The sequence below is a fragment of the Shewanella donghaensis genome (genome assembly GCF_007567505.1).
In the GTDB taxonomy this organism is placed as follows: domain Bacteria; phylum Pseudomonadota; class Gammaproteobacteria; order Enterobacterales; family Shewanellaceae; genus Shewanella; species Shewanella donghaensis.
Genome location: NZ_CP041783.1, coordinates 1,635,375 through 1,657,430, shown reverse-complemented (window position 1 = coordinate 1,657,430; position 22,056 = coordinate 1,635,375). Strand labels below are relative to the sequence as shown.

The 22,056-nt window shown below is 38.9% G+C and carries 21 protein-coding genes; 13 read left to right on the top strand and 8 right to left on the bottom strand.

All coding sequences use genetic code 11. The annotated features are described in order from the left end of the window. Positions 1-4: 4 nt before the first annotated feature. The 5 genes from FPK91_RS07020 (at position 5) to FPK91_RS07000 (ending at position 3,334) form a co-directional block, all read left to right on the top strand. Positions 5-424, top strand: a complete 420-nt coding sequence (locus FPK91_RS07020; protein ID WP_227006708.1) for a membrane anchored protein in chemotaxis locus — start codon at positions 5-7, stop codon at positions 422-424. 29 nt (positions 425-453) lie between these two features. Beyond that, positions 454-1,245, top strand: coding sequence for a ParA family protein (locus FPK91_RS07015; RefSeq protein WP_144209907.1), 792 nt, complete (start codon positions 454-456; stop codon positions 1,243-1,245). Then, a complete protein-coding gene (locus FPK91_RS07010; RefSeq protein WP_144209905.1) occupies positions 1,229-2,347 on the top strand; it encodes a chemotaxis protein CheW in 1,119 nt (372 codons plus the stop codon). The genes FPK91_RS07015 and FPK91_RS07010 overlap by 17 nt, the downstream gene beginning before the upstream one ends. Positions 2,348-2,355: 8 nt before the next feature. Next, positions 2,356-2,850, top strand: a complete 495-nt coding sequence (locus FPK91_RS07005) for a chemotaxis protein CheW (RefSeq protein ID WP_144209902.1) — start codon at positions 2,356-2,358, stop codon at positions 2,848-2,850. A gap of 85 nt (positions 2,851-2,935) precedes the next feature. After that, positions 2,936-3,334 (top strand): DUF2802 domain-containing protein, encoded by a 399-nt coding sequence (locus FPK91_RS07000; RefSeq protein ID WP_144209900.1) that lies wholly within the window; start codon positions 2,936-2,938, stop codon positions 3,332-3,334. A gap of 16 nt (positions 3,335-3,350) precedes the next feature. Here FPK91_RS07000 and FPK91_RS06995 read toward each other — a convergent pair whose 3' ends face one another. Together FPK91_RS06995 and FPK91_RS06990 are read right to left on the bottom strand one after the other, a co-directional pair. After that, a complete protein-coding gene (locus FPK91_RS06995) occupies positions 3,351-3,650 on the bottom strand; it encodes an EscU/YscU/HrcU family type III secretion system export apparatus switch protein (RefSeq protein ID WP_144209897.1) in 300 nt (99 codons plus the stop codon). 20 nt (positions 3,651-3,670) lie between these two features. Next, complete coding sequence (locus tag FPK91_RS06990) at positions 3,671-5,776, bottom strand: hypothetical protein (protein WP_144209894.1); 2,106 nt, start codon at positions 5,774-5,776, stop codon at positions 3,671-3,673. 340 nt (positions 5,777-6,116) lie between these two features. On the opposite strand from FPK91_RS06990, the gene FPK91_RS06985 reads away from it, so the two are divergent. Both FPK91_RS06985 and FPK91_RS06980 read left to right on the top strand, forming a co-directional pair. Continuing rightward, on the top strand, positions 6,117-6,902 hold the full coding sequence (locus FPK91_RS06985) for an MlaA family lipoprotein (RefSeq protein WP_144209891.1): 786 nt from the start codon (positions 6,117-6,119) through the stop codon (positions 6,900-6,902). 50 nt (positions 6,903-6,952) lie between these two features. Next, positions 6,953-8,107 (top strand): response regulator, encoded by a 1,155-nt coding sequence (locus FPK91_RS06980; RefSeq protein WP_144209888.1) that lies wholly within the window; start codon positions 6,953-6,955, stop codon positions 8,105-8,107. A 104-nt stretch (positions 8,108-8,211) separates the two neighbouring features. Here FPK91_RS06980 and FPK91_RS06975 read toward each other — a convergent pair whose 3' ends face one another. Beyond that, positions 8,212-9,717 (bottom strand): peptide MFS transporter, encoded by a 1,506-nt coding sequence (locus tag FPK91_RS06975; RefSeq protein ID WP_144209885.1) that lies wholly within the window; start codon positions 9,715-9,717, stop codon positions 8,212-8,214. Between the two features lie 609 nt (positions 9,718-10,326). Here FPK91_RS06975 and FPK91_RS06970 point away from each other — a divergent pair. The 4 genes from FPK91_RS06970 to ltaE all read left to right on the top strand — a co-directional run bounded on the left by FPK91_RS06970 (position 10,327) and on the right by ltaE (position 13,490). Then, on the top strand, positions 10,327-10,851 hold the full coding sequence (locus FPK91_RS06970) for an OmpA family protein (protein ID WP_144209882.1): 525 nt from the start codon (positions 10,327-10,329) through the stop codon (positions 10,849-10,851). 26 nt (positions 10,852-10,877) lie between these two features. After that, positions 10,878-11,702, top strand: coding sequence for a mechanosensitive ion channel family protein (locus FPK91_RS06965; protein WP_144209879.1), 825 nt, complete (start codon positions 10,878-10,880; stop codon positions 11,700-11,702). A gap of 101 nt (positions 11,703-11,803) precedes the next feature. Next, positions 11,804-12,388 (top strand): thiol peroxidase, encoded by a 585-nt coding sequence (tpx, locus tag FPK91_RS06960; RefSeq protein WP_144209876.1) that lies wholly within the window; start codon positions 11,804-11,806, stop codon positions 12,386-12,388. Between the two features lie 76 nt (positions 12,389-12,464). Next, entirely contained in the window at positions 12,465-13,490 is a 1,026-nt protein-coding gene (gene ltaE / locus FPK91_RS06955; protein ID WP_144209873.1) for a low-specificity L-threonine aldolase, read from the top strand. 178 nt (positions 13,491-13,668) lie between these two features. Here the strand turns inward: ltaE and FPK91_RS06950 are convergent, their stop codons facing one another. The 4 genes from FPK91_RS06950 to FPK91_RS06935 all read right to left on the bottom strand — a co-directional run bounded on the left by FPK91_RS06950 (position 13,669) and on the right by FPK91_RS06935 (position 18,237). Next, complete coding sequence (locus tag FPK91_RS06950) at positions 13,669-14,970, bottom strand: NAD(P)/FAD-dependent oxidoreductase (RefSeq protein WP_144209870.1); 1,302 nt, start codon at positions 14,968-14,970, stop codon at positions 13,669-13,671. Positions 14,971-15,411: 441 nt separating this feature from the next. Next, a complete protein-coding gene (locus tag FPK91_RS06945) occupies positions 15,412-15,777 on the bottom strand; it encodes a cytoplasmic protein (protein WP_144209867.1) in 366 nt (121 codons plus the stop codon). A 385-nt stretch (positions 15,778-16,162) separates the two neighbouring features. Next, the gene (gene yiaY / locus FPK91_RS06940; RefSeq protein WP_144209864.1) at positions 16,163-17,311 is read right to left on the bottom strand and encodes an L-threonine dehydrogenase; all 1,149 of its coding nucleotides are present in this window, start codon (positions 17,309-17,311) and stop codon (positions 16,163-16,165) included. 284 nt (positions 17,312-17,595) lie between these two features. After that, positions 17,596-18,237, bottom strand: a complete 642-nt coding sequence (locus FPK91_RS06935; protein WP_144209861.1) for a peptidylprolyl isomerase — start codon at positions 18,235-18,237, stop codon at positions 17,596-17,598. A 281-nt stretch (positions 18,238-18,518) separates the two neighbouring features. Between FPK91_RS06935 and FPK91_RS06930 the strand changes: the two genes are divergently transcribed. Together FPK91_RS06930 and FPK91_RS06925 are read left to right on the top strand one after the other, a co-directional pair. Further along, positions 18,519-19,826, top strand: a complete 1,308-nt coding sequence (locus tag FPK91_RS06930; protein WP_144209858.1) for a DEAD/DEAH box helicase — start codon at positions 18,519-18,521, stop codon at positions 19,824-19,826. Between the two features lie 87 nt (positions 19,827-19,913). After that, entirely contained in the window at positions 19,914-20,960 is a 1,047-nt protein-coding gene (locus FPK91_RS06925; RefSeq protein ID WP_144209855.1) for a CobW family GTP-binding protein, read from the top strand. Positions 20,961-21,083: 123 nt separating this feature from the next. Here FPK91_RS06925 and nadK read toward each other — a convergent pair whose 3' ends face one another. Then, entirely contained in the window at positions 21,084-21,962 is an 879-nt protein-coding gene (nadK, locus tag FPK91_RS06920; protein WP_144209852.1) for an NAD(+) kinase, read from the bottom strand. Positions 21,963-22,056: the final 94 nt, after the last annotated feature.

The window sequence follows — 22,056 nt, the reverse complement described above, 5'->3', positions numbered from 1 at the left end:
TTCAATGAGCACTCAACAGATGTTGGTTGTGTTTTTATTAGTGATCGCGGTGATTTCATTCGCGAGCTTGTATTTTGATAGTGCAAAAAAAATGCGAGATTTGCAGTTTCAAGTTGAGCAATTAAAGTCGTCACAAGTGTTGTTGATGGTGCCAGATGACCAAGCCGCAGATATCGCCGCTTGGTTGACAAAACACCCAGATAAAACCAAAGCGTTAGCCCAAAAGGCGGCGAATGGTGAACAAATAACACTAACATTAGGTCCAGGCGTTAGCTCTAATACTAATGAGGTTTCGCCACCTATGCTAGAGACCGTTAATGATACGGTTATCGAAAATACACAGGGCGTGAAAGTTATTCCTCTACCACATGGTGGAATTAGGGTAACGACTCGTGAAACTGATTTACCCCAGAATAACCAGTAAAAGATAATAACAATACTGCGAGGCGTGATTTGAAAGTCTGGACAATTGCAAACCAAAAAGGTGGAGTTGGAAAAACGACGACGGTTGCCAGTCTAGCCGGCGCATTGGTTAAGCGTGGCCAAAAAGTCTTAATGATCGATACCGACCCTCATGCATCGCTTGGCTATTATTTGGGCATTGATTCAGAAGAAATTCCAAGCTCGTTATACGATATTTTTCTGGCCCATAAACAATTAACCTTGTCAGAGGTTGAAAAACATATTGTCCCTACCTCGATTGACGGACTAGATCTAATACCTGCTTCAATGGCATTAGCTACGCTAGATAGAGCTTTAGGGCATCAAGAAGGGATGGGGTTGGTGATACGAAACCTTTTAGCCTTGCTAGATGATAAATACGATATTGCTCTCATTGATTGCCCTCCCATTCTTGGTGTTTTAATGGTCAATGCATTAGCTGCAAGCCAGCACATTATCATTCCGGTTCAAACAGAGTTCCTAGCCATTAAAGGCTTAGAGCGAATGATCAAGACCATGGCTTTGATGGGGCGTTCTAAAAAAACAACGTACAGTTTTACGGTTTTACCAACCATGTTTGATCGTCGAACCAAAGCGTCACCAGTGGCATTAAAGTCATTGGAAGAAATGTATCCAGATACATTGTGGCCAGACGTTATTCCTGTTGATACTAAGTTTAGAGATGCCAGTTTAGCCCATGTTCCCGCATCGCATTACACCCCAAGTAGCCGAGGTATGAAAGCCTACAATCGATTACTTGACGACTTATTATCGAAGGAGTTAACACATGTCAAAATCGGTTGATGAGACTGTTTTTGATTTTTTCTGCATTCTTTTACAGGAGCCTACGGAAACCGTTCCTGATGCGGAAGAGTTTGAGACTGATAAGAAGGCTCTGTCAGCGATTGAAAATGACAACGAAAGCTTAATTAAACAATCCACTTTTGCAGAGGATGTTGTTAAAGAAGTTAATGTTGAAAAAAATAACAAAAATGCACTTTCAAGTGAAATACAACCATCAAGTCATATTAAAAAAGAGCAGGTTAATTCGTCGATGTTTCAATCTCCAGCACCAGCTCGTGTAAATCGGCCTGATACAGCGCAGAAGCACTTTGCTCAATCTAGTGTTGATAAAGATGCGCTATCTAAATTATTATCCGCCGTTTCTAAACCGAATTTAGCAAAAAAATCGGTAGTAGATGTACAACAAAGTATCAAAAATAAGGCTGAAGAGTTACGTCGTAAGATAGAGGGTGACGGGAGTGTTGTTCCCCTGGCTGCAGAAGTGCAATTATCTGAAACAGAAAATAAAGATTTAAAAAAGTCAGCCGATAGAGTTATTAATAAAGCGGTTAATGTTGATTCAGAACAAGAACCACAGCAATTGAAATCTGCTGATATTGCTTTGTCGTCAGTTCCACCTAGTATAACTAACAATATACAAGAAGTATTAGATGATGAATTTCAGGTTTTATTTTTCAATGTTGCGGGGTTAACCCTTGCTGTACCATTGGTTAGTTTGGGTGGTATTGTTAAAATAGAACATATTAATCACCTGATTGGGCGTCCTAAGTGGTTTTTAGGGGTGCAAACTCGTAGAGAGCAAACGGTAAATGTGGTTGATAGTTGTCAATGGGTTATGCCAGAGAAGTATACTAAAGAATTGGCGGATTCAATTGATTATCAATATATCGTAATGCTTGAAGATAGTGACTGGGGATTTGCATGTGAGTCTTTAGTCAACTCGGTAAAAATTAATAAATCTCATGTCAATTGGCGTGAGAAAGCAGGTAAGCGACCGTGGCTTGCTGGTGTTGTTAAAGAACAAATGTGTGGCATTTTGAATGTGCAGGCGCTCATTGAGATGCTAGATGCAGGATTAGGTTGTCAAGATTCGATTGACTGAGGTTATTTATGACAGACTCAAGAAATGTAGCAACAGCAGCTGCAGGTAAAGAAGACGTAGTATTACAGTGGGTTACATTTAAATTAGATAATGAAACTTACGGTATCAATGTTATGCAAGTGCAAGAAGTGTTGCGCTATACTGAGATCGCACCAGTGCCTGGTGCACCTCTTTATGTATTAGGTATTATTAATTTGCGCGGTAATGTCGTGACAGTTATTGATACTCGCTCACGTTTTGGTCTTAATTCGGCTGAAGTGGATGACTCTTCTCGAGTTGTGATTATTGAAGCAGAAAAACAAGTCATTGGTATTTTAGTCGATAGTGTGGCTGAAGTGGTATATTTGCGTCGTTCTGAAATAGATAATGCGCCTAATGTCGGTACTGAAGAAAGCGCCAAGTTCATTCAAGGTGTGAGTAATCGTGATAATGAGCTATTAATTTTAGTTGATTTAGACAAATTATTGTCAGACGATGAATGGGCTGAATTAACACAGTTATAAGATTTTCTTATTCAAACAAAAGCCAGCATTAATTTGCTGGCTTTTGTGTTTTAATAACTTAAATAAGCTTTATCAAGGAATATCAATGACGCAAGAATTACTTATTTTCATTGTTGTCTATGTTTTAAGTGTTATCGGTATGGGAATATTCTTCTCAAAAAGAACCACTAAACTTCAATCCAAAGTCGATGCTCTTACCGTGTTGGTGAAAGAGAATGATAGACAACGAGAAAGTCTAAAACGAGAGTTACAAGAACTACGAAGTGGCACCATAGGTGTCGGTAAGCGTGTATTAGAGTTAGAGCAAAAAATTAGTAAGCAATCTGAGATAATAGAAGAGGCAAGTCAGCAAGATCCGCAATCGAAGTTATATTCAAGGGCATTAAAAATGGTTGCATTGGGTGCGGGTGTAGAAGAGCTGGTTCAAGAGTGTGAATTACCTAAAGCGGAAGCTGAATTGATTATTCGCTTACATAAAAAATAATTCGATAGTCTACTCATTAGGCTTGTTCAATAATTTTTTGGTGTAAGTTGTCCCATTGTTCAGGAAATTTCCCATCTAGCATATAAACAAAGGCGATGAGTTCGGCAATTAATGTATAGAGCTCTTTTGGCACTTCATCTCCAAGTTCTAGAAGCTGTAAAAAATTACTTAGATTTTCATCTTGATGGATAAATATGCCTGCATCTTTTGCAAGCGATATGATTTCTTCAGCGACTAAGTCTTTACCTGTCGCAGTAATTTTCGGTGCACTATTGCCATCAAAACTCAGTGCTACAGCCTGTTTTTTATTTGTCATAATGTGTCTTAATTCTGATGTTACGCATTCGTCTTGACCAGATAATGATCACCTGGTAATAATGTTGCTGGGACTTTAGCCATTTCGGTTGATATCTCTCGTGGTTGAAATCCTGCATGCTGTATTTTAGATGATAAAGTTTGTTGATACTGGTTAACTTTGGTAAGCACTTGCTGATTATCGCCAGTAAATTTAAGATCCAAATACTCGCCTTGTTTATAGGCATTGATCAACAAGGGGCCCTGAGCCAAATTAAACTTCAACTGTAATCGCCAGTTAGATTCATTTTCGTCTTGGTCGCCTTGGCTCTCTTGTTCAAACTTACCTTCTAGTTGCTCATTTCTTTGGCTGATTGAATATGGCACTGCAAAATACCAAGCTTGATTTTGAGTAATATCACTACTGGCCTGCTGATACAACGCTACGCTACTGGTTAGCTTTGCTATCGACTCAAGGCTTCCGGCCTTATCCAATGCACTAAATAGATTCTGTGCCTGCACTGAGTTACTGAAGACCTTTTGCTGAAGCTTAGTGATATAGCTTTGCAGTTTTGGGCTAAGTGTTGAACCATTATTTGGGGATTTAAACCCAAGTAATAACTGGAACAAAGTCGTTATTGCACCACCTGTTAAGCCAATATTGGGTGTTGAGTGTGTATTGGTAACATTAAGGCTAGTTAAGCTTGAAAGCTCACCTTTAAGCAAGCTGATATTAACCAATTGAGTGAGCGGCATCGGATCGAGTTTTGGAATGAATTTCAATAGTTCAGAGGCTAAATTATTTGAAATATTGTTGTTAAGTACTTTTGTTGGCATAGCACCAGCTTTGAGCAAATTTTGGTTAAGCACTTCAAATGGACTTTTAGTGTTATTTTGCTCTGTTCTACTAATGATGGGTTCAATTCTGGTATTGCTGCTGGCATTAGTACTGGCATTAGTACTGGCATTAGTACTGGCATTAGTACTGGCATTAGTTCTGGCATTAGTACTTGAAGTTAGTTGAGCTAGTGTTTGAGATATCTGGCTGCGCTGATCAGCAGTCAGATTTGTAGAGTTAACTTTCTCCGTTAGCTGATTCAAATTATCAATTTTTTGTGATGAAAGTGTTGTTTTGCCTTGAGAAATAACCTGGTTAAGTAAAGTTGTTATTTGGGTTTTCTGCTCTGAAGATATTTTTTGATTACTGTTTAAAATGTTCTTTATGTCCAATGGGACTTTATCACTGCTCAACGCTACTTTTTGTCGTTCCATAACAGATTGATTTAACTGTGTAGGTATTGTTTGCTGAGACAATTTGGCAGGTACAGGTGCTAGTGGAATATTTTCTAGTTTTTTTAGATATTGCCCTAATAATTGGGCTGGTTCATTTTTAGTGATTACAATATGATTTGAATTAATAATTGCTTGCGCGTGCTGTTTTTTTACCGAGGAAAAATCTACCGTCTCAACATGTAAAATAGGGGTTAATTTTAGCAATAGTTTCCCTGAGTCTTGGCTAATATGAGCGAGGTGCTGGCCATTGGGTAGCTTAATTGATGCTGAAATAATCACTTTTGTTCCATTCTCAAATTGCATATTGTTCGCTTTGATATCTACAGAAGGCAGGGGATAACCATTTGACCTTGCGGCTAACTTCATGAGTTGTGATGGTGAAATATCATTGCTTTGAGCAAGCTTTATTAGTTCAATCGGTATTTTGATTTCAAGTGCTTTAGCGACTAACACCAACTGGCTCTGAACTATAATCTTTGCAGGTGCAGGTATAAGTTTATCAGCTGTCAGAGGTGGCATTTTTGATAACGCTAAAACTGCCTCTGAACTAAGCATTAATTTGGCGCCACTTTGCAGTAATCTGGCTATTTTTTCATTAGATTTAAATTGAAAGCTGTCTTGATCAATTTCAACATTCAATGTTTGAGAGTTGACATATTGATTAACGCGATCAGCTATAACAGGTTTAGTATTTGGCGTTGACACTTTTATTGAAACCAAACTAGCTTCATTTTCTACCAATGGCGCTGGCAGTGATCCCTTTGAAGAAGGGGAAGCAAGCAGGGATTTAGCCACTGGTTTTGTGTCTATTAAAATGTTTTTATCTATATTGTTATTTGATTTAGTTACAGGCATTAAATCTATTATCACCTTTAAATATGTTCTATTACAATTTAAGCGTTGATCTCCTAAGCTTGCTAAGTATCCTTAGCGGTAAGCTCATTGCTTAGGTGCTATATTTATCAGGTCGTCATGGTTAAAGACTGCCATTTGAGTCTTCCGCAATAATTAGCGAGTCCGCTGATAAGTCGTTGCTTGAAAATCGACTTATTTCATTTTATTGATAGTCTTTGTATCGACTCAAATCACCTTAGCTTTAATTTTGCTTTTTGTCTTTAATCCCAATATAAATATTAGTTAGTCAGTGTTTTCGATAAATTTACTTTGATTCTAGTTGTCCTGTATAGAGAGATGTATGAAGTATAAATGGATGTTACTTTTTTTGTTGGTGGGTTGTTTTTCATTTACGTTAAAGGCTGAGCAAAAAACGCCTTTATCAGCAGAGCTTGAAGAAAAGCCAGCAGTCGAAATTCTATATAATGATCCGCGCGATCCTATTGAAGGATTTAACCGCGCGATGTGGGATTTTAATTACCTGGTACTAGACCGACATTTTTTCCGCCCTGTGGCGCATGGATATAATGATTACCTGCCAACCCCTGTAAAGTCAGGTGTTAATAATTTTGTGAGAAATTTCGACGAGCCAAGCTCCCTAGTGAACAATGCCTTACAGGGGAAGTGGGATTGGGCAGCTAATGCTGGTGGCCGATTTACCATTAATACAACGCTTGGATTATTTGGTGTTATTGATGTGGCAAATATGATGGGAATGTCACGAAAACAAGATGATTTCAACGAAGTCTTAGGTTATTACGGCGTTCCGAATGGACCTTATTTTATGGCGCCATTTTTTGGGCCTTATGTGACAAGGGAACTCGCCGCAGATTGGGTTGATGGTCTATACTTTCCACTATCAGAGTTTTTATTATGGCAATCCATTGTGAAGTGGGGGTTAAAGAATCTAGACTCTCGTGCTTCTGCCATTGATCAAGAGCGCTTACTTGATAACGCGCTTGACCCTTATACATTTGTAAAAGAAGCTTATTTTCAGTACATGGATTATAAAGTTTATGATGGCAATGTGCCTGTTAAACAAAATGATGATGATTTACTGGATGAATACTTATCTGAACTTGATTAATACTGCCGAGTTTAAAACTTGTTCGGCAGGTGAACTGCCGGAGTCGTTATATGGCATTAACCAATGTCACTGTTTTATTAGTTGAAGATGATGCTGTATTTAGGCAGTTGTTGGCTGATTTTTTAAGCCAGCAAGGTGCTGTAGTATTTCAAGCTAATGACGGTGAAGAAGGTGTCGCTGTTTTTAGTCAGCACCTAGTCGATATTGATATTGTGATAGCCGATTTGAGTATGCCAAGGTTAGGTGGTCTCGGTATGCTCAAACAAATCGTTAAACTCAATCCTGCAGTGCCTTCCATTGTTATATCCGGTAATAATGTTATGGCTGATGTCGTTGAGGCATTACGCTATGGCGCTAGTGATTACCTTGTTAAACCGGTTGCTGATTTGTCGATCATTGAGCTGGCAATTGAGCAAGCTATCGCCCCGCAACAAAATCAGTTTGATGTCATCGACTTTAATGACAGTCATGCTGTAATTAACTCCGCAGCGAATATGAGTGAAGATTTGTCTTACCAGGAGTTAATCGATAACTTCTCTTTGCTTGAGCATAGTGCAGAAGCCGCTAAGAGTGTACAGCAACAACTTTTCCCCGCCTCAGATATTCGTTACCCACAAGCGAGTATTCATTATAGTCTTTGTAAGAATAGTGATGTTAGTGCCTATTTTATTGATTCTACTATGGTTGGCGATAAGCATTTAATTATGTATATGGCACATTTTCATCCTGAAGATAATAGAGCTGCATTTGGTTGTGTGTTATTACGCAGTTTTGTAAATCAAAAGCTCAAAGAGTATCGAAACAGTATCAGTAACACCCTCATTGAACCTTTCAATATGTTGAGTTACTTAAATGAAAGGATGGCCAATTCAGGGCTTAGCTTAAATGTGGATATGGTGTATGTGTGTGTTGAGTTAGAACAATATAGAGTCGCGATAGGACAAGCGGGCAGTGGTTTACGATGTTATTTACGCAATAGTAAAGGCTTGGCTCCTATCGCCATCTCTGAGTCATTACCATTAGGTACTGTTGAGTGGAATAAGCCCAGCATGCAATTTAGGAGTCTGTTGCCAGAAGAAACTATTTGTATAGCGAGTAATGATGCTAAACAGCGACAGCGCTTACTTAATGATCAGTTTGATGGTTTGTTTTATAACGTAGATTTGTCGGCAGGTGGTTTCATGGAGCTCGAACTGACAGCTTAGCGCTATGGGTTAAATGTATTCGCATATCAGCATCAGACACAGTCAATAAAAAACCTCGCATTTGCGAGGCTTTTTTATTTGATATGATTATTTGAGATAATTACTTATCGGTTAATCGCTTCATGTTCAGCTGTTACTGCAATTTCTTCAGCTAAAGCTTGTTCTTCTGTTTCATTGTGACCTTCAGCGCCGTGCATCCAAGTCACTAACTTGTCAGCCATGAAGTATAAGATAATACCTGATATTGCTGAGGTAATCGCGATACCTGCAAAGATACCCATCGCATTGGCTAGTTGCTCTTCTTTAGTGCCATCGTGGCCAATAAATGAACCAACGATACCACCAATTTTATTAGCGATAGCAACGAATAGGAACCATGCACCCATCATCAATGAAGCGATACGAAGTGGAGCCAATTTAGTTACCATTGATAAGCCAATCGGCGATAAACATAACTCACCCATTGTATGGAAGAAGTATGCACCTACTAACCACCACATACTTGACTTAGCACTCGCATCACCATCCATTTCAAGTACTGCACCAATCATGAATAAGAAGCCGATACCTAAAAGGATAAGACCAAGTGCAAACTTAACTGGAGAGTTAGGTTCATTTTTACCTAGACGGATCCATATAGATGCCAGTACTGGGGCGAAAATAACAATAAACATCGCGTTAAGAGATTGGAACCATGTCGTTGGAACTTCCCAGTTACCAATCGAACGGTCAGTAAAGTCGTTGGTAAATAGGTTTAATAAACCACCTGCTTGTTCGAAACCAGCCCAGAAGATAATAGTGAATAGACCCATTATCATAATCACTTTAATGCGGTCACGTTCGATTTTAGTTAGTGGTTCTTTACGTACTTCACCTGCGGCTTCATTTTTTTCTTTTTCCACTTTAGCTGAAGGGTATCGACCGATATCACCAAGAAGCTTTTGTGCAAAAATGAATTGAGTGATTAAAGATAACACCATACCAACACCAGCACAGAAGAAACCTGCTTGCCAGTTATTAATAAAAATTTCTTGGCCTTCAAATAATACTGTTTGTCCAAATGCTGTATAAGCCCATGCAACAACAAAACCAGCTAGCGCAGCACCGACGTTAATACCCATATAGAAAATAGTGAATGCACCATCACGACGATGATCGCCTTCTTCATATAAGTCACCAACCATGGTAGAGATGTTTGGCTTAAATAAACCGTTACCAATGATGAGAGTAAATAGACCTATATAGAATGCTATAGTTTCTGAACCTGGGATCCAGCTATGTGGGAAAGCAAGTGTAAATTGTCCGATGGCCATAAGTGCGCCACCGATATAAATCGCTTTACGTTGGCCAAGCACATTATCAGCTAACCAGCCACCAATGAGAGGGGTTAAATAAACTAAACCAGTAAAAGTACCGTATAGAGATAGTGCATCAGCACTTGTCCAACCTAAGCCGTGCCCGCCTTCACCTTGTACTTTATCTACGAGATATAGAACCAAAATGGCACGCATTGCGTAGTAACTGAATCTTTCCCATAGTTCTGTTGTAAACAGCAGGAAAAGCCCCTTGGGATGACCAAGCATGGTCCCCTGTGGTTTTACATTGCTCATTAAGTCTTCCACCTTAAGCTTGTGATTTGCCTGCGGGACAAGTGTCACCACAGAAATTGTTGTTTGCAATTGTGATTTTTTTCAACGTATTGATATTTTCAGAATGGAATTCTGCGTGTTTCAATTTGGTTGCTATAAAATTAATCACTTTTTGTTTAATTATTATATTAAATGTTGTCATTTTGAGGTTTTAAACATAAAAACCTCAAAAAGCTAACCTTATATACCTCTTAACTGCGTTAAAAGTCAATGGGCATGGGGCATGTCACTGCGTAATCTATTACCTTAAATCACCATTTAAACAGTAACAAACGATACTTTTGTTGGTTTTCTGATGTTTGTGGTGCGGCTGTTGAAGGTCTGAATGCCCAAATCAAGTTTCTAGCCTATTTAGCTTCTAAGCTTGCAACGCCTTTGTTGTGGAGATTCGCGAGTTGTAAAAAAGACCCTATACTTGTTTTAGTTCGCGTTAAAACTTTGCAAAACCTTAACAAACAGATAAAATGTAACTTGTTGGATTTTAGTGGCTAAATGACTTTTAACAGTCAATTGTTTTACCTTTTGGTAACAAGGCTGCTTTGATTAACCAAGTTTGCTTCAGGAGGTGGCATGTTATATCGGCAAATTGCAGGTTTATGTTGTCTCTTTATTTGCTGTTCAGTCCTGGCATGGAGCGATAAAGACCAAGATGGTGTTCCGGATAAAAAGGATGCTTGTCCAAATACACCGTCAGGCGCCGTTGTTCTAGCAAATGGTTGCCAAAGGGTTTCACAACAAGGCGATGATCAATCTTCTAAGGCTGAGCTTAATCACTCAGTTTTTTTTGAATTTGGAAAGCATGCCGTTTTGGCTAGTGAATACACGGCTATAGAGCGTGCTTACATGATGATGGAACAAGTCGGATTTTCTACGGTAACTGTTGTTGGTTATACAGATAACGTCGGGAATGAATTGTTTAACGTTAAGTTGTCAATCGAAAGGGCCGAATCAGTGAAAGCTATATTGGTAAAACAGTATGCAATTAAACCTGATGTCATTGAGGTTATTGGTAAGGGGAGCGATGCACCATTATCAAGTAATAGAACTGCGCTAGATAGAAAAAAAAATAGACGTGTAGAAATTAAGTTTAAATAATAATAGTTAATTAAGGGAGTTAAACAATGGAAAGTATAGAAGGTTTGATGGCTCAGGCACCTGAGTTTTTAATCACTTATGGTCTTAAAGTTGTCATGGCAATTGTGATATTTATCATTGGTAAATATCTGGCAAATGTAGCAAAAAAAGTAACTTCAAAATTACTTATAGGCCGTAAAATTGACGAAACTGTCGCATCTTTTGTCGGTAATCTTGTTTGGGGCGTTGTCTTTGTATTTACTATCATTGCAACACTTGGACAAATTGGTGTTCAAACAGCGTCACTTGTCGCTGTATTGGGTGCTGCAGGTTTAGCTGTTGGTTTAGCACTTCAAGGTTCACTGTCTAACTTTGCTTCAGGCGTATTGATGGTTATCTTCCGCCCATGTCGCGTTGGTGATTATGTTGATGCTGCTGGTGTATCAGGTACTGTTGATGAAATCACTATTTTTTCAACTCGTTTATTAACGCCTGATAATAAAGTTATCATTGCACCTAACTCTGCAATGATGGACGGCACAATTACGAACTACTCAGCACAAGAAAAACGTCGTATTGATATGGTTATCGGTGTGGGTTACGGCGCGGATATTGCTAAAACTAAACAAGTTCTTACAGAAGTATTAGAAAATAATGCTTATGTGCTAAAAGATCCTGCTTATACTATCGCACTTGCTGAATTAGCTGACTCATCAATTAACTTTGTTGTGCGTCCTTGGGTTAAAACTCCTGATTACTGGGGTGCTAAATTTGAGTTGTTAGAGCAAATTAAAAATGCCCTAGATGCAGCTGGAATTGAAATTCCATATCCGCAAATGGATTTACACATGAAAGAAATGCCTGCTAAGTAATTTATAATTTGTTTATAAATAACTAACAGTGTATTAATTAAGTGTATTGATTAAAAGCCAGCATCTAGCTGGCTTTTTTGTTTTTTTAGATGAGGTGAGTTATGTATAAAAAGTTATTACCGGCGCTAACTATAGTGGTTGCTATGGTGGTGCCTAAAATTTGCTTTAGTGATGAAGCGATTCAAATTACTATGGGCGGTAAGCCAATGTTTCTTGAAGGACAACAGGTCCGCGTTCACTCTGCCGCGCCTAGCTTTACTGTTGTTGATGAGATTTTTGAGCCTATCAATTTAGATGACTTTAAAGGCAAGACAGTTTTAATTAGTGCTGTACCTAGCTTAGATACCGGTGTTTGTGCACTTCAAACAAAGCGTTTTAATAAATCTGTTGGTCAATACGATGATAACGTGGTTATGTTGACCATTAGCACTGATTTACCATTTGCACAAAAGCGCTTTTGTCAGGCTGAGCAAGTCGATAAAATGGTTGTTTTGTCAGATTCAGTGTGGCGTGATTTTGGTCAGAAATACGGTTTGCTGATCAAAGATCGAGGTTTACTTGCTAGAGCGATTTTCATTATTAATGCACAAGGCATACTGAAATATAAAGAATTGGTGTCTGAAGTTGCACATCATCCTGATTACGATGCAGCCTTATCAGCACTAAATAAAATATCTGCAGATTAATGCAAGCTTAGCTCGACTTTATTCATGTAGAATAAGATAACTTTGTGGTTGAAAGAACTTATTTTTGAGAGCTAATATGATCGATTTTCGCAGTGATACGGTAACAAAACCAACAGATGCGATGCGCAGGGCAATGGCTAATGCTGAAGTTGGTGACGATGTTTACGGTGATGACCCAACCGTTAATAAATTACAAGACATGGCTGCTGAGCTTTATGGTTTTGATAGTGCATTATTTGTTAGCTCAGGAACTCAGGCTAATTTACTGGCATTAATGAGCCATTGTGACCGTGGCGATGAATACCTATGTGGTCAACAAGCTCATAATTATAAATTTGAAGGCGGCGGGGCTGCGGTATTAGGTAGTATTCAACCTCAACCTTTAAATAATCAAGCGGATGGCACGATTTTACTTGCAGATATTGAAGCGGCAATCAAGCCAGATGATGTGCACTTTGCCCATACACGGTTACTCAGTATCGAAAATACGATTGGCGGTAAAGTTATCCCGCAGCAGTATCTTGCCGATGCTCAGGCATTAGCATTTAATCGTAATCTCAAAATTCATCTTGATGGTGCTCGTGTTGCCAATGCTGCAGTGGCTCAAAACATTTCTATTAGTGATATTACTCAATACTTTGATTCAGTTTCAATATGCCTCTCAAAAGGCTTAGCAGCACCGATAGGCTCGATCTTATTAGGTGATGAGCGTTTAATTGGTAAGGCTATTCGTTGGCGAAAAATGTTGGGCGGCGGAATGAGACAAGCAGGCATTATTGCTGCAGCGGCTCAAATAGCGATTACAGATCAAGTTGAGCGATTAGCAGAAGATCACGATAATGCGTCTTTACTGGCTCAGCACTTATCTGAGATGCCGGAATTTGAAGTGGATACCAGCTTAGTACAAACCAATATGGTCTTTGCTTCTCTTGATAAGCGCTATGACGTTAATCACCTTGCTCTTTTACTTAGCCAAAAAGGGATTATTATCAGCCCATCATATTCATTGAGGCTGGTTACTCATAAAGATATTAGTCGCCAAGATATTTTGACTTTCATTGAGGTGTTAAAACAGGCTATTAGTAAAGTGTCTTGTAGATAATATTCCCGTTTTATGCTGATGATGACTTTTGAATATTTCGTTATCTTATCAATGTCAGACAATAAGCCAAAAATAAAAAAGCCTAAACTCATTGATTGAATTTAGGCTTTTTATTTTGATTTGCAAACAGACCTATTTGCCAAAAGTCCCTTTTACAAAAAAGTCTTATTTACATAAATCAATGCAATTTTAGGTGTGGGTGAATAATCTTGCTAATGCCTTTAGAAAGCATCATCAACGTGCCTTTCACTACACCATGCAATTCAATCAAATGACGACGATAAAGTGAAGTATATACAAACCGAGCAATCTTACCCTCAACGAGTACTCCACCGCCCATAAATGACATCAAATTACCAACAGTATGGAATTTAGACAGGTTGACTAATGAACCTAAATCTTTATAAACATATTCATTGATTGGTTCTTTACCATCTAGCATCAACATAATGTTATCAGCAGTCATTAGAGCCATTTGTCTGGCTGATTGGCCTCTTGGTGGTACCCAACTGCCATCTTTTTGAGGGCAGGCTGTACAATCGCCAATAGAGAAGATACTAGGGTCCATGGTTGTCTGCATATTTTGCTTAACCATGACTTGGTTAATATGATTACTTTCCAGTCCACCAATGCTATTCAAGAAGTCTGGTGCTTTAACGCCCGTTGACCAAATCACCATATCAGACGGGATCAATGTATTGTCTGTAGTGGTTAAACCTTCTGGGCTTACTTCAGTAATACGGGTGTTCGTCATAACGTTAACCCCTAGCTGCTTAAGCTCGCGGGTTACCGATTCTGAAATTTCAATTTTATCAACTTTCGGCAAAATTCGTTCATCAGCTTCTATCAAAGTCACTTCAAGTAAACTGGTATCAATTTTATAGCCAAAACCGCTTAACTGATCGACAGCATGGTGCATTTCTGCTGACATTTCTACGCCCGTTGCGCCAGCGCCGACTACAGCAATTTTAATTTTTTCATCTAATTGATGGTGACTGGCATAACGCATGAATTTATTTAGCAGCAGTTTACGTATTTGCATTGCTTGTTCAGTGTTATCCAAAAACAAACTGTGCTCTTTAACGCCTGGGATTTTAAAATCATTGGCAACACTGCCAATGGCAATGACAACGTAATCGTAAGGGATTTTACGAGCTGGTAATAATTCATCACCATTTTCATCATTAATAGGTGCCAATACGATATTTTTTTCAGGACGGTCAATATCAATCAAGGCGCCTTGCTGAAAATGATAGCCATGAGTTGATGCATGACCGCGATAGCTAATAGCATCGATACCAATGTCTAATGCGCCAGTGGCAACTTCATGAAGTAATGGTTTCCAAACATGGCTTTCTGCACAATCCACCAATGTGACTTTTGCTTTGCCTTTTTTACCCACTTTATGACCTAATTTCGTAGCGATCTCCATACCGCCGGCGCCGCCGCCTACAATGACTATATTTGGAACTGCTTGCATCGTTTGATGCTCCTTTACTGAAGTTTAAATAATTCGGTTAAGCTTCTTTGTTGCTTATTGCATAGATTAGAGTAAAACTTTTTCCAATGAGATGAAGGGAAGTTGATTAAAAATGATTATGCAGCAAGACGAATAAATAAGAAAAATTCATCATCTTTTTAGCGTGATTGCATCAATAACATGTCGCTTTTTATTTGAACTAAAAAGAGCTATGAATGAAATACGCTAAGATAATGTCATTTGTTGAGAACAAAAAAACTTAAGGGGCTGTTTATATATTAAACGAAGGTAGGCTGTCATCTTGGTGGTACTAAAGTGTGATCTAATTATTGGTGGTTATTGAGTTATGCTAGCTTGATCACGTTTATACTGTTTCTGGGTTAATTTTCACCGAAAAACATAAAAGGTGTTTTTCGGTGAGGAAGTAAACTAAGGAGATGTTTACGAGGCTTTAGCTAAACGCTGGTTATAGTCTTCGATAAGGTGAGTAACAATTTTTTCTGGGTCGGCGTCTTCGCAACAGTCATCTAATAATATTTTAAAAGTGACCATAGAGTGGGCGTTATTTAACAGGCGGTTGCTTTGCATTGAGTAATAGGTGTGGTCGGTATCTGATTTTCTTACGACAAAGTCGCCGTTTTCGAATGCTTTTGTACCAGGAACGCCATGCCATTTGGTAATGCGGTTTAATGCGATTTCAGAAGATTGGTTGATTTCGATATGGTTTAACCAACTTGCTGTTTTCTCTTTCTCTTTATAGTGAGGGCATCTTACTGTGTAGTTATATACATGAGTGATTGCAGTCATAGCTTACCTACTTATTTAAGAATGTAACTTCATCATAGACTGCTAATTTAAGTAAGGTCAATGGTTATTTTGAGAAGTTAGACCTAGTTAACAGTTGTGATTTGAAGTGTTTTTTTTATCTAATTAAAATAATGAGTTAAGAATAAAAAGTTGAAGTCTTAACTCATCGTTAATGATCTTAAGTACGTGTTGCTTGTGGATTTAATATGCGTCAATTTACATTGCAACAAACGCCAGATTTAAACAAGCTTTTATTGTAAGATATGAGTTAAAAATCAAGTTTAAAAAGGTTTGATTCTGAATTTTCAACTCATCATATTTACAATCAATAACAGACGAGAAAGCGATATGATTTAAAGTCTAAATCATATCGGCTATACACAAGTTATAGTGCGTTGGTAAAAATTTCGCAAATTTCAGCATGTGTTGCTTGCTTAGGGTTTGTAAAGCCGCAAGCATCTTTCAAGGCATTCTCTGCAAGTACTGGAATATCTTCTGGGTTAACGCCAAGCTCGGTTAGATTAGCTGGAATATTTACTGCAACAGATAAGGCTTTAATGGCATCAATCGCCGCTTTAGCACCTTCTGCATCATTTAACGCGGCAACATCAACGCCCATAGCCTTAGCGATATCTCTTAGCTTCTCAGGTACTACCTGAGCATTGTATGTTTGGACATGTGGCAATAGCAGGGCGTTACAAACACCATGAGGCAAGTCATAAAATCCACCAAGCTGATGCGCCATAGCATGAACGTAGCCCAAGCTTGCATTGTTAAATGCCATACCGGCTAAGAACTGAGCATATGCCATTTGTTCACGAGCATTGATGTCATCGCCTTTCTCAACAGCATCAACCAAATTGGCTTTGATTAATTCAATCGCTTTAATGGCACAAGCATCAGTAATTGGGTTGGCAGCAATTGAAACATAAGCTTCGATAGCGTGAGTTAATGCATCCATACCTGTCGCCGCAGTCAATGCTGCAGGTTTCTCAATCATTAACTCAGGATCGTTAACTGATAGGATTGGTGTAGTGTTTTTATCAACGATGGCCATTTTAATATGACGAGATTCATCGGTAATGATACAAAAACGGGTCATTTCACTTGCGGTGCCCGCAGTGGTATTGATAGCAACTAGTGGCATTTGTGGTCTAGTTGATACATCTAAACCTTCATAATCTTTAATACTGCCGCCATTGGTTGCGACTAATGCGATGCCTTTGGCACAATCATGTGGAGAACCGCCGCCTAATGAAATAACAAAATCACACTCATGGGCATTTAACATCGCAAGGCCAGATTCAACATTACCCATTGTAGGGTTAGGCTGTGCACCATCAAATATGAAAACAGCTACGCCACTATCGATTAATTTTGTTGCGACTTTATCAACTAAACCGATTTTTACTAGCGGAGCATCAGTTACGATAAGTGCACGTTTGAAACCAAGTGCTTTAATGTCTTTGATTGCTTCATTAACGCTGTCTTGACCTAGGATATTTACGCTTGGAATGAAAAATTTAGTCGCCATAAGAAACCTCTTTAACGTTTAAAATTAATAAAGATAAAATTCTGTATGTGGTTAAAATACCAATCTAAATGGCTAATAATTGTGATTCAATTCATGTTTTTAGACTAAGAGAGGTGGCTTTTGTAGTTTTAATACGAAAAAGGGATATAGCTCTTATTTTGAATGTATCTGTAATCTTGGTAGTGTTTTAATGTTATATAGGTTGTTGGTCTAAATAAAAAAAAGCCTCGAACGTTTGACGTCAAGGCCTTAAATCTGGTGGGAGGGGACTTATAACACTCACTTTACATTGTTGGGCAACTAGTTTCAGTGACGCTATTAATGACGATATCCGTTACCGGAACACCGGTACCAGAAAGGACGACATCAACCATATTAATTTGATCCACCACTTCAGCCATACCTTCATAAACTCGACCAAATACAGCATAACCACGCTGTCCGTTACTGTAATCTACGTTGGCGTAGTCAAGCATCGGATTATCTAAGGCGTTAATATAAAACTGTGATGTCGCAGAGTCTGCAACCCCAGTTCGTGCCATGGCTATGGTGCTGCGTTCGTTAGCTAAGCCAACATTGTCTTCTAATGTAATGGCATCAAAACCTGGCTTAGCCACCATACCAGCAGTAAAACCACCGCCTTGAGAGACGAACTGGTACATGATTCGATGGAATAACGTGTCGTTATAATATTCATCTTCTACATAGCGGGCAAAATTAGCCGCTGTAATCGGTGTGTTGGTGTTATCAATAGCTAGGCCAATATCACCCATTGTGGTTGACATAATGTAACAAACGTCAGCATTAAGCTCTCTTGCATCAACAGGCGGGGTGGCCGTTGGCAGTTCTGGTGTAGGAGAGTCTGAGTCTGAGCCGCCACAAGCTGTGAGGCTCAAAGCAAATAATAATGGGTACAACAGTTTCATTAGAAGCCTTTATTGTTTTGTTTTTGTGTGGCTTATGTTGCTTAAATGTTTACGGTAAATCAATAGATAAAACCATAAGATACAAACTGTTACTTTGTACAAGTGATGAAGAGGCGATAAATTGAGCACCAAACAATGTTCTGTTGTTTTACTCGGTTGATTTTAAAGGGATAGTGATTTAGAGCTAATTTACCATCAAGTAGAACAATCGGTTTTTATTTCGCTAATATTCAGCATTGTCGCTACAATAGCGCCATTAATAGTAGTTTTTAGAGAATAATATGAATTTTGATTCAGTAGGCTTATCACAACCGATTTTAGATGCGGTTAAAACATGTGGTTATAGCGACATGACTCCCGTACAACAAATTGTGATCCCATTAGCTATTGAAGGCAAAGACATATTAGCCAGTGCTCAAACGGGTACCGGTAAAACGGCTGCATTTGCCTTATCGATATTGCATCGTTTGGAGCTTGATGTTGCTGAGCAAGAGAACAAAACAGCCTGGCAGCGATTACGGGTACTGATAATGACACCCACTCGTGAACTTGCTATTCAGATTGAGAAGAATTTAGTCAATTACGCTCAATATTTACCGTTTGAAAGTGTTGCTGTATATGGCGGTGCAAACATTAATCCGCAGCGCAAAGCATTAACCAAAGGGGTAGATATTCTTGTTGCGACGCCCGGTCGTTTATTCGATATTATTGGCCAGCATGATTTGGATTTATCATTTGTGACTCAACTGGTGATTGATGAAGCGGATCGCATGCTTGATCTGGGCTTTGTTAAAGACATCGAAAAAGTAAAGCGAATGATTAATCGTCAACATCAAACGATGATGTTCTCGGCGACCTATTCTGATGATGTAAAAAGCTTAGCAGCCAAGATGCTTAAAGATGCCGAGTATGTACATATCTCTAATCAAAAAACCGCAGAAACAGTAACTCAATCTGTATATCAAGTTGATAAACGCCGAAAAGCAGAGCTACTTTCAGAGCTGATTGGTCGTAATAATTGGCAACAGGTTATGGTTTTTACCAGTATGAAAGAAACAGCAGAACACCTTCTAAAAGAGTTTAAATTAGATGGTATTAAAGCTGTAGTCTTCCATGGCGATAAAACCCAAGGCGCGCGCAACAGAGCGTTGGAAGAGTTTAAGTCAGGTAAGCTTAGAGTGATGATAGCAACCGATTTAGCAGCAAGGGGCTTAGATATAGAAGCACTGCCATTAGTGATTAATTTTGAGTTACCGCCAGAGCCTGAGGATTATGTTCATCGTATAGGCCGTACAGGCCGTGCAGGGTTAACGGGTGAGGCTATTTCATTGGTTGCACAAAATGAAATGGAATTACTTGCAGAAATAGAAACACTTATTAGCACATCCATTCCGGTTGTTGTTTTGCCCGGTTATGAGCTAGGTGCGCCACTGCCTGCACGTTATAGAGATGTGGAAGATGATAAACCCAAGAAAGTGTTTAAGCATAAACGTCAAGGTGCCAATCGAAATCGTGGCCCTGCAGGAAAAGGCGCTCAAGCGGATAGAAATACCAAGCCAACAAGACAAGGTAAGTACGCTAAAAAGTAGCTAACTCATTATGGAAATTAGCATTGCTGCAAGTTATTTAATTTCAGTTACAGTGAGTTAATTTCTCTTCTAATTAGGGTTTATATTGTGATCCGTAAACGTATTCGCACTAATCTCATTACCGGCTTCCTAGGTGCCGGTAAAACGACTTTGATTCAATCATTGCTGCAAGTAAAACCAGAAGGTGAAACTTGGGCAGTGTTAGTCAATGAGTTTGGTGAAGTAGGCATTGATGCAGGGCTTCTCAATGGCTCGAATGCTTCTGCTGAGGTGATGATTAAAGAAGTCGCTGGTGGCTGCCTATGCTGCGCAGCTGGCGTGCCAATGCAAGTGGCTATTAATCAAATAATACAAAAAACTAATCCTGATCGCTTGCTCATTGAGCCTACAGGATTAGGACACCCAGCTGAAATAGCTAAAGTATTAAGTAACGAATATAATCAGCGTGTTTTACAGCTACATAAAACTATCTGTGTGGTGGACGCGCGTAAACTCAAAAATAGTAGTTATACCCATAATGTAAATTTCAATCAGCAAATCGACATCGCGGATGTTGTTTATGCCAGCAAAGCAGATTTGTATCAGCAAGCAGATTTTACCAATCTTTGTGACTATTTAGCAGATGATAAAAAAACGATAATTAACTCTGATTCAGCCGCGGCTATTAATGACGTTTTTGCTGAAATTAATCAGATACCTTTCATGAAAGCGAGTGACGCAGTAAACTCGATCAATTCTCCATCTTATTTAAAACCTTCAACAACGCTTCTAGAACCATCAGTTTTTTCTGAGGTTGAACAAGGTTTTGCCAGTGAATTTAATAGCCAAGGTTTTGTCACTAAATCAAATCAAGGTGAAGGCGCTTATAGTATAGGCTGGATTTTTTCGGCTGAGCTGTGCTTTGATTTCGATAGATTAATTGTCTGGTGTGATTCATTACTTAATACGGTCATTCGTATTAAAGCGGTAATGATTACTGAAGAAGGCATTGCAGGCTTTAATGCTGTAGATGGAAAATTATCTATTACAGAACTTGATGAAACCATGGATTCTAGGCTTGAAATAATTAGTTTAAAACCCATAGAACAAGCGCTTTTGTCAGAGCAAATACTTAGCTGTATCGATAGAGGTTAATATTCATCACGGGAGTTAATGTTCCCTTACACTATGAGCTAAACAAAAGCTTATATAAGTCTAAGCATGAATATTAACCCTAAAAGCTATTAGCAAATTGCTCAGCACCGTTTAAAAATGCGCTTAAAACAGTTTACTGCCCCATCCTAATTTAGATCTTAATACATCAAAGTAATTATGACCCTTTGGATGGATCATTCTTAGTCTGTTGTTACTTCGACGTATAAGAATTTCATCACCGGGTAAAACCGCTAAATCCACATGTCCGTCACAGCTTACTTCTAAGTTTTCACCATTATCAGGTGATACCACTAATTTGATCGTGCTGCAGGCATCAACAACAATTGGCCGAGACGACAGGGTATGTGGAAACATCGGCACGAGAATTAATGCTTGTAGGTTTGGGGTTAAAATTGAACCGCCAGCAGAAAGGGCATATGCAGTAGAGCCTGTAGGAGTAGATACAATCATCCCATCAGCACGTTGGCTATACATGAATTGGTCATCAATATAGACTTCAAACTGAATCATGTGCGCAACTTTTCCTGGATGTAAAACGGCCTCGTTAACTGCTGAGTTACTGGCTTTAAGCATACCGTGACGATGTACTTCAGCTTCTAACAGAAAACGATACTCAGTATCATAATCACCTTCAAGGACCTTTGACAATGACTCTTCGAAGTTATCAGGGGGTAAATCAGTTAAAAAGCCGAGATTGCCTCGGTTAACACCAATAACCCCGATATCGAATCGTGACAATACTCTGGCGGCGCCAAGCATATTACCGTCACCACCGACGACAATAGCCAAATCACATCTCTCGCCTAACTCAGTTAAATCAACAGATTCAACGTCAACCTTGAGCTCTGACGCAACACGTTCTTCAGCTAAAATATCGAAGCCTTGCATTGATAACCAGTGATGCAAACGCTTCAAAGTGCGGTTTGTACCTTGATGATGTGGCTTACCGATGAGGCCAATTGTCTGAAACTTTTTCGTCATATTAGTATTTGATTTACACAAAGGCTTGAAAGGAGGAAAATGATCCCCATAATATGCCCATAGTAACCAGAAACAAAGCATTTTTAGCTGGAGT

Bases quoted from the DNA above. Each gene is read 5' to 3' on its own strand.
- FPK91_RS06965 (WP_144209879.1), top strand. From the start codon at position 10,878: ATGGAAAGTATAGAAGGTTTGATGGCTCAGGCACCTGAGTTTTTAATC.
- FPK91_RS06930 (WP_144209858.1), top strand. From the start codon at position 18,519: ATGAATTTTGATTCAGTAGGCTTATCACAACCGATTTTAGATGCGGTT.
- FPK91_RS06950 (WP_144209870.1), bottom strand. From the start codon at position 14,970: ATGCAAGCAGTTCCAAATATAGTCATTGTAGGCGGCGGCGCCGGCGGT.
- yiaY (WP_144209864.1), bottom strand. From the start codon at position 17,311: ATGGCGACTAAATTTTTCATTCCAAGCGTAAATATCCTAGGTCAAGAC.
- FPK91_RS07010 (WP_144209905.1), top strand. From the start codon at position 1,229: ATGTCAAAATCGGTTGATGAGACTGTTTTTGATTTTTTCTGCATTCTT.
- FPK91_RS06945 (WP_144209867.1), bottom strand. From the start codon at position 15,777: ATGACTGCAATCACTCATGTATATAACTACACAGTAAGATGCCCTCAC.
- FPK91_RS06995 (WP_144209897.1), bottom strand. From the start codon at position 3,650: ATGACAAATAAAAAACAGGCTGTAGCACTGAGTTTTGATGGCAATAGT.
- FPK91_RS06975 (WP_144209885.1), bottom strand. From the start codon at position 9,717: ATGAGCAATGTAAAACCACAGGGGACCATGCTTGGTCATCCCAAGGGG.
- FPK91_RS06935 (WP_144209861.1), bottom strand. From the start codon at position 18,237: ATGAAACTGTTGTACCCATTATTATTTGCTTTGAGCCTCACAGCTTGT.
- FPK91_RS06980 (WP_144209888.1), top strand. From the start codon at position 6,953: ATGGCATTAACCAATGTCACTGTTTTATTAGTTGAAGATGATGCTGTA.
- FPK91_RS06990 (WP_144209894.1), bottom strand. From the start codon at position 5,776: ATGCCTGTAACTAAATCAAATAACAATATAGATAAAAACATTTTAATA.
- FPK91_RS07005 (WP_144209902.1), top strand. From the start codon at position 2,356: ATGACAGACTCAAGAAATGTAGCAACAGCAGCTGCAGGTAAAGAAGAC.
- FPK91_RS07000 (WP_144209900.1), top strand. From the start codon at position 2,936: ATGACGCAAGAATTACTTATTTTCATTGTTGTCTATGTTTTAAGTGTT.
- ltaE (WP_144209873.1), top strand. From the start codon at position 12,465: ATGATCGATTTTCGCAGTGATACGGTAACAAAACCAACAGATGCGATG.
- tpx (WP_144209876.1), top strand. From the start codon at position 11,804: ATGTATAAAAAGTTATTACCGGCGCTAACTATAGTGGTTGCTATGGTG.
- FPK91_RS07020 (WP_227006708.1), top strand. From the start codon at position 5: ATGAGCACTCAACAGATGTTGGTTGTGTTTTTATTAGTGATCGCGGTG.
- nadK (WP_144209852.1), bottom strand. From the start codon at position 21,962: ATGACGAAAAAGTTTCAGACAATTGGCCTCATCGGTAAGCCACATCAT.
- FPK91_RS06985 (WP_144209891.1), top strand. From the start codon at position 6,117: ATGAAGTATAAATGGATGTTACTTTTTTTGTTGGTGGGTTGTTTTTCA.
- FPK91_RS06970 (WP_144209882.1), top strand. From the start codon at position 10,327: ATGTTATATCGGCAAATTGCAGGTTTATGTTGTCTCTTTATTTGCTGT.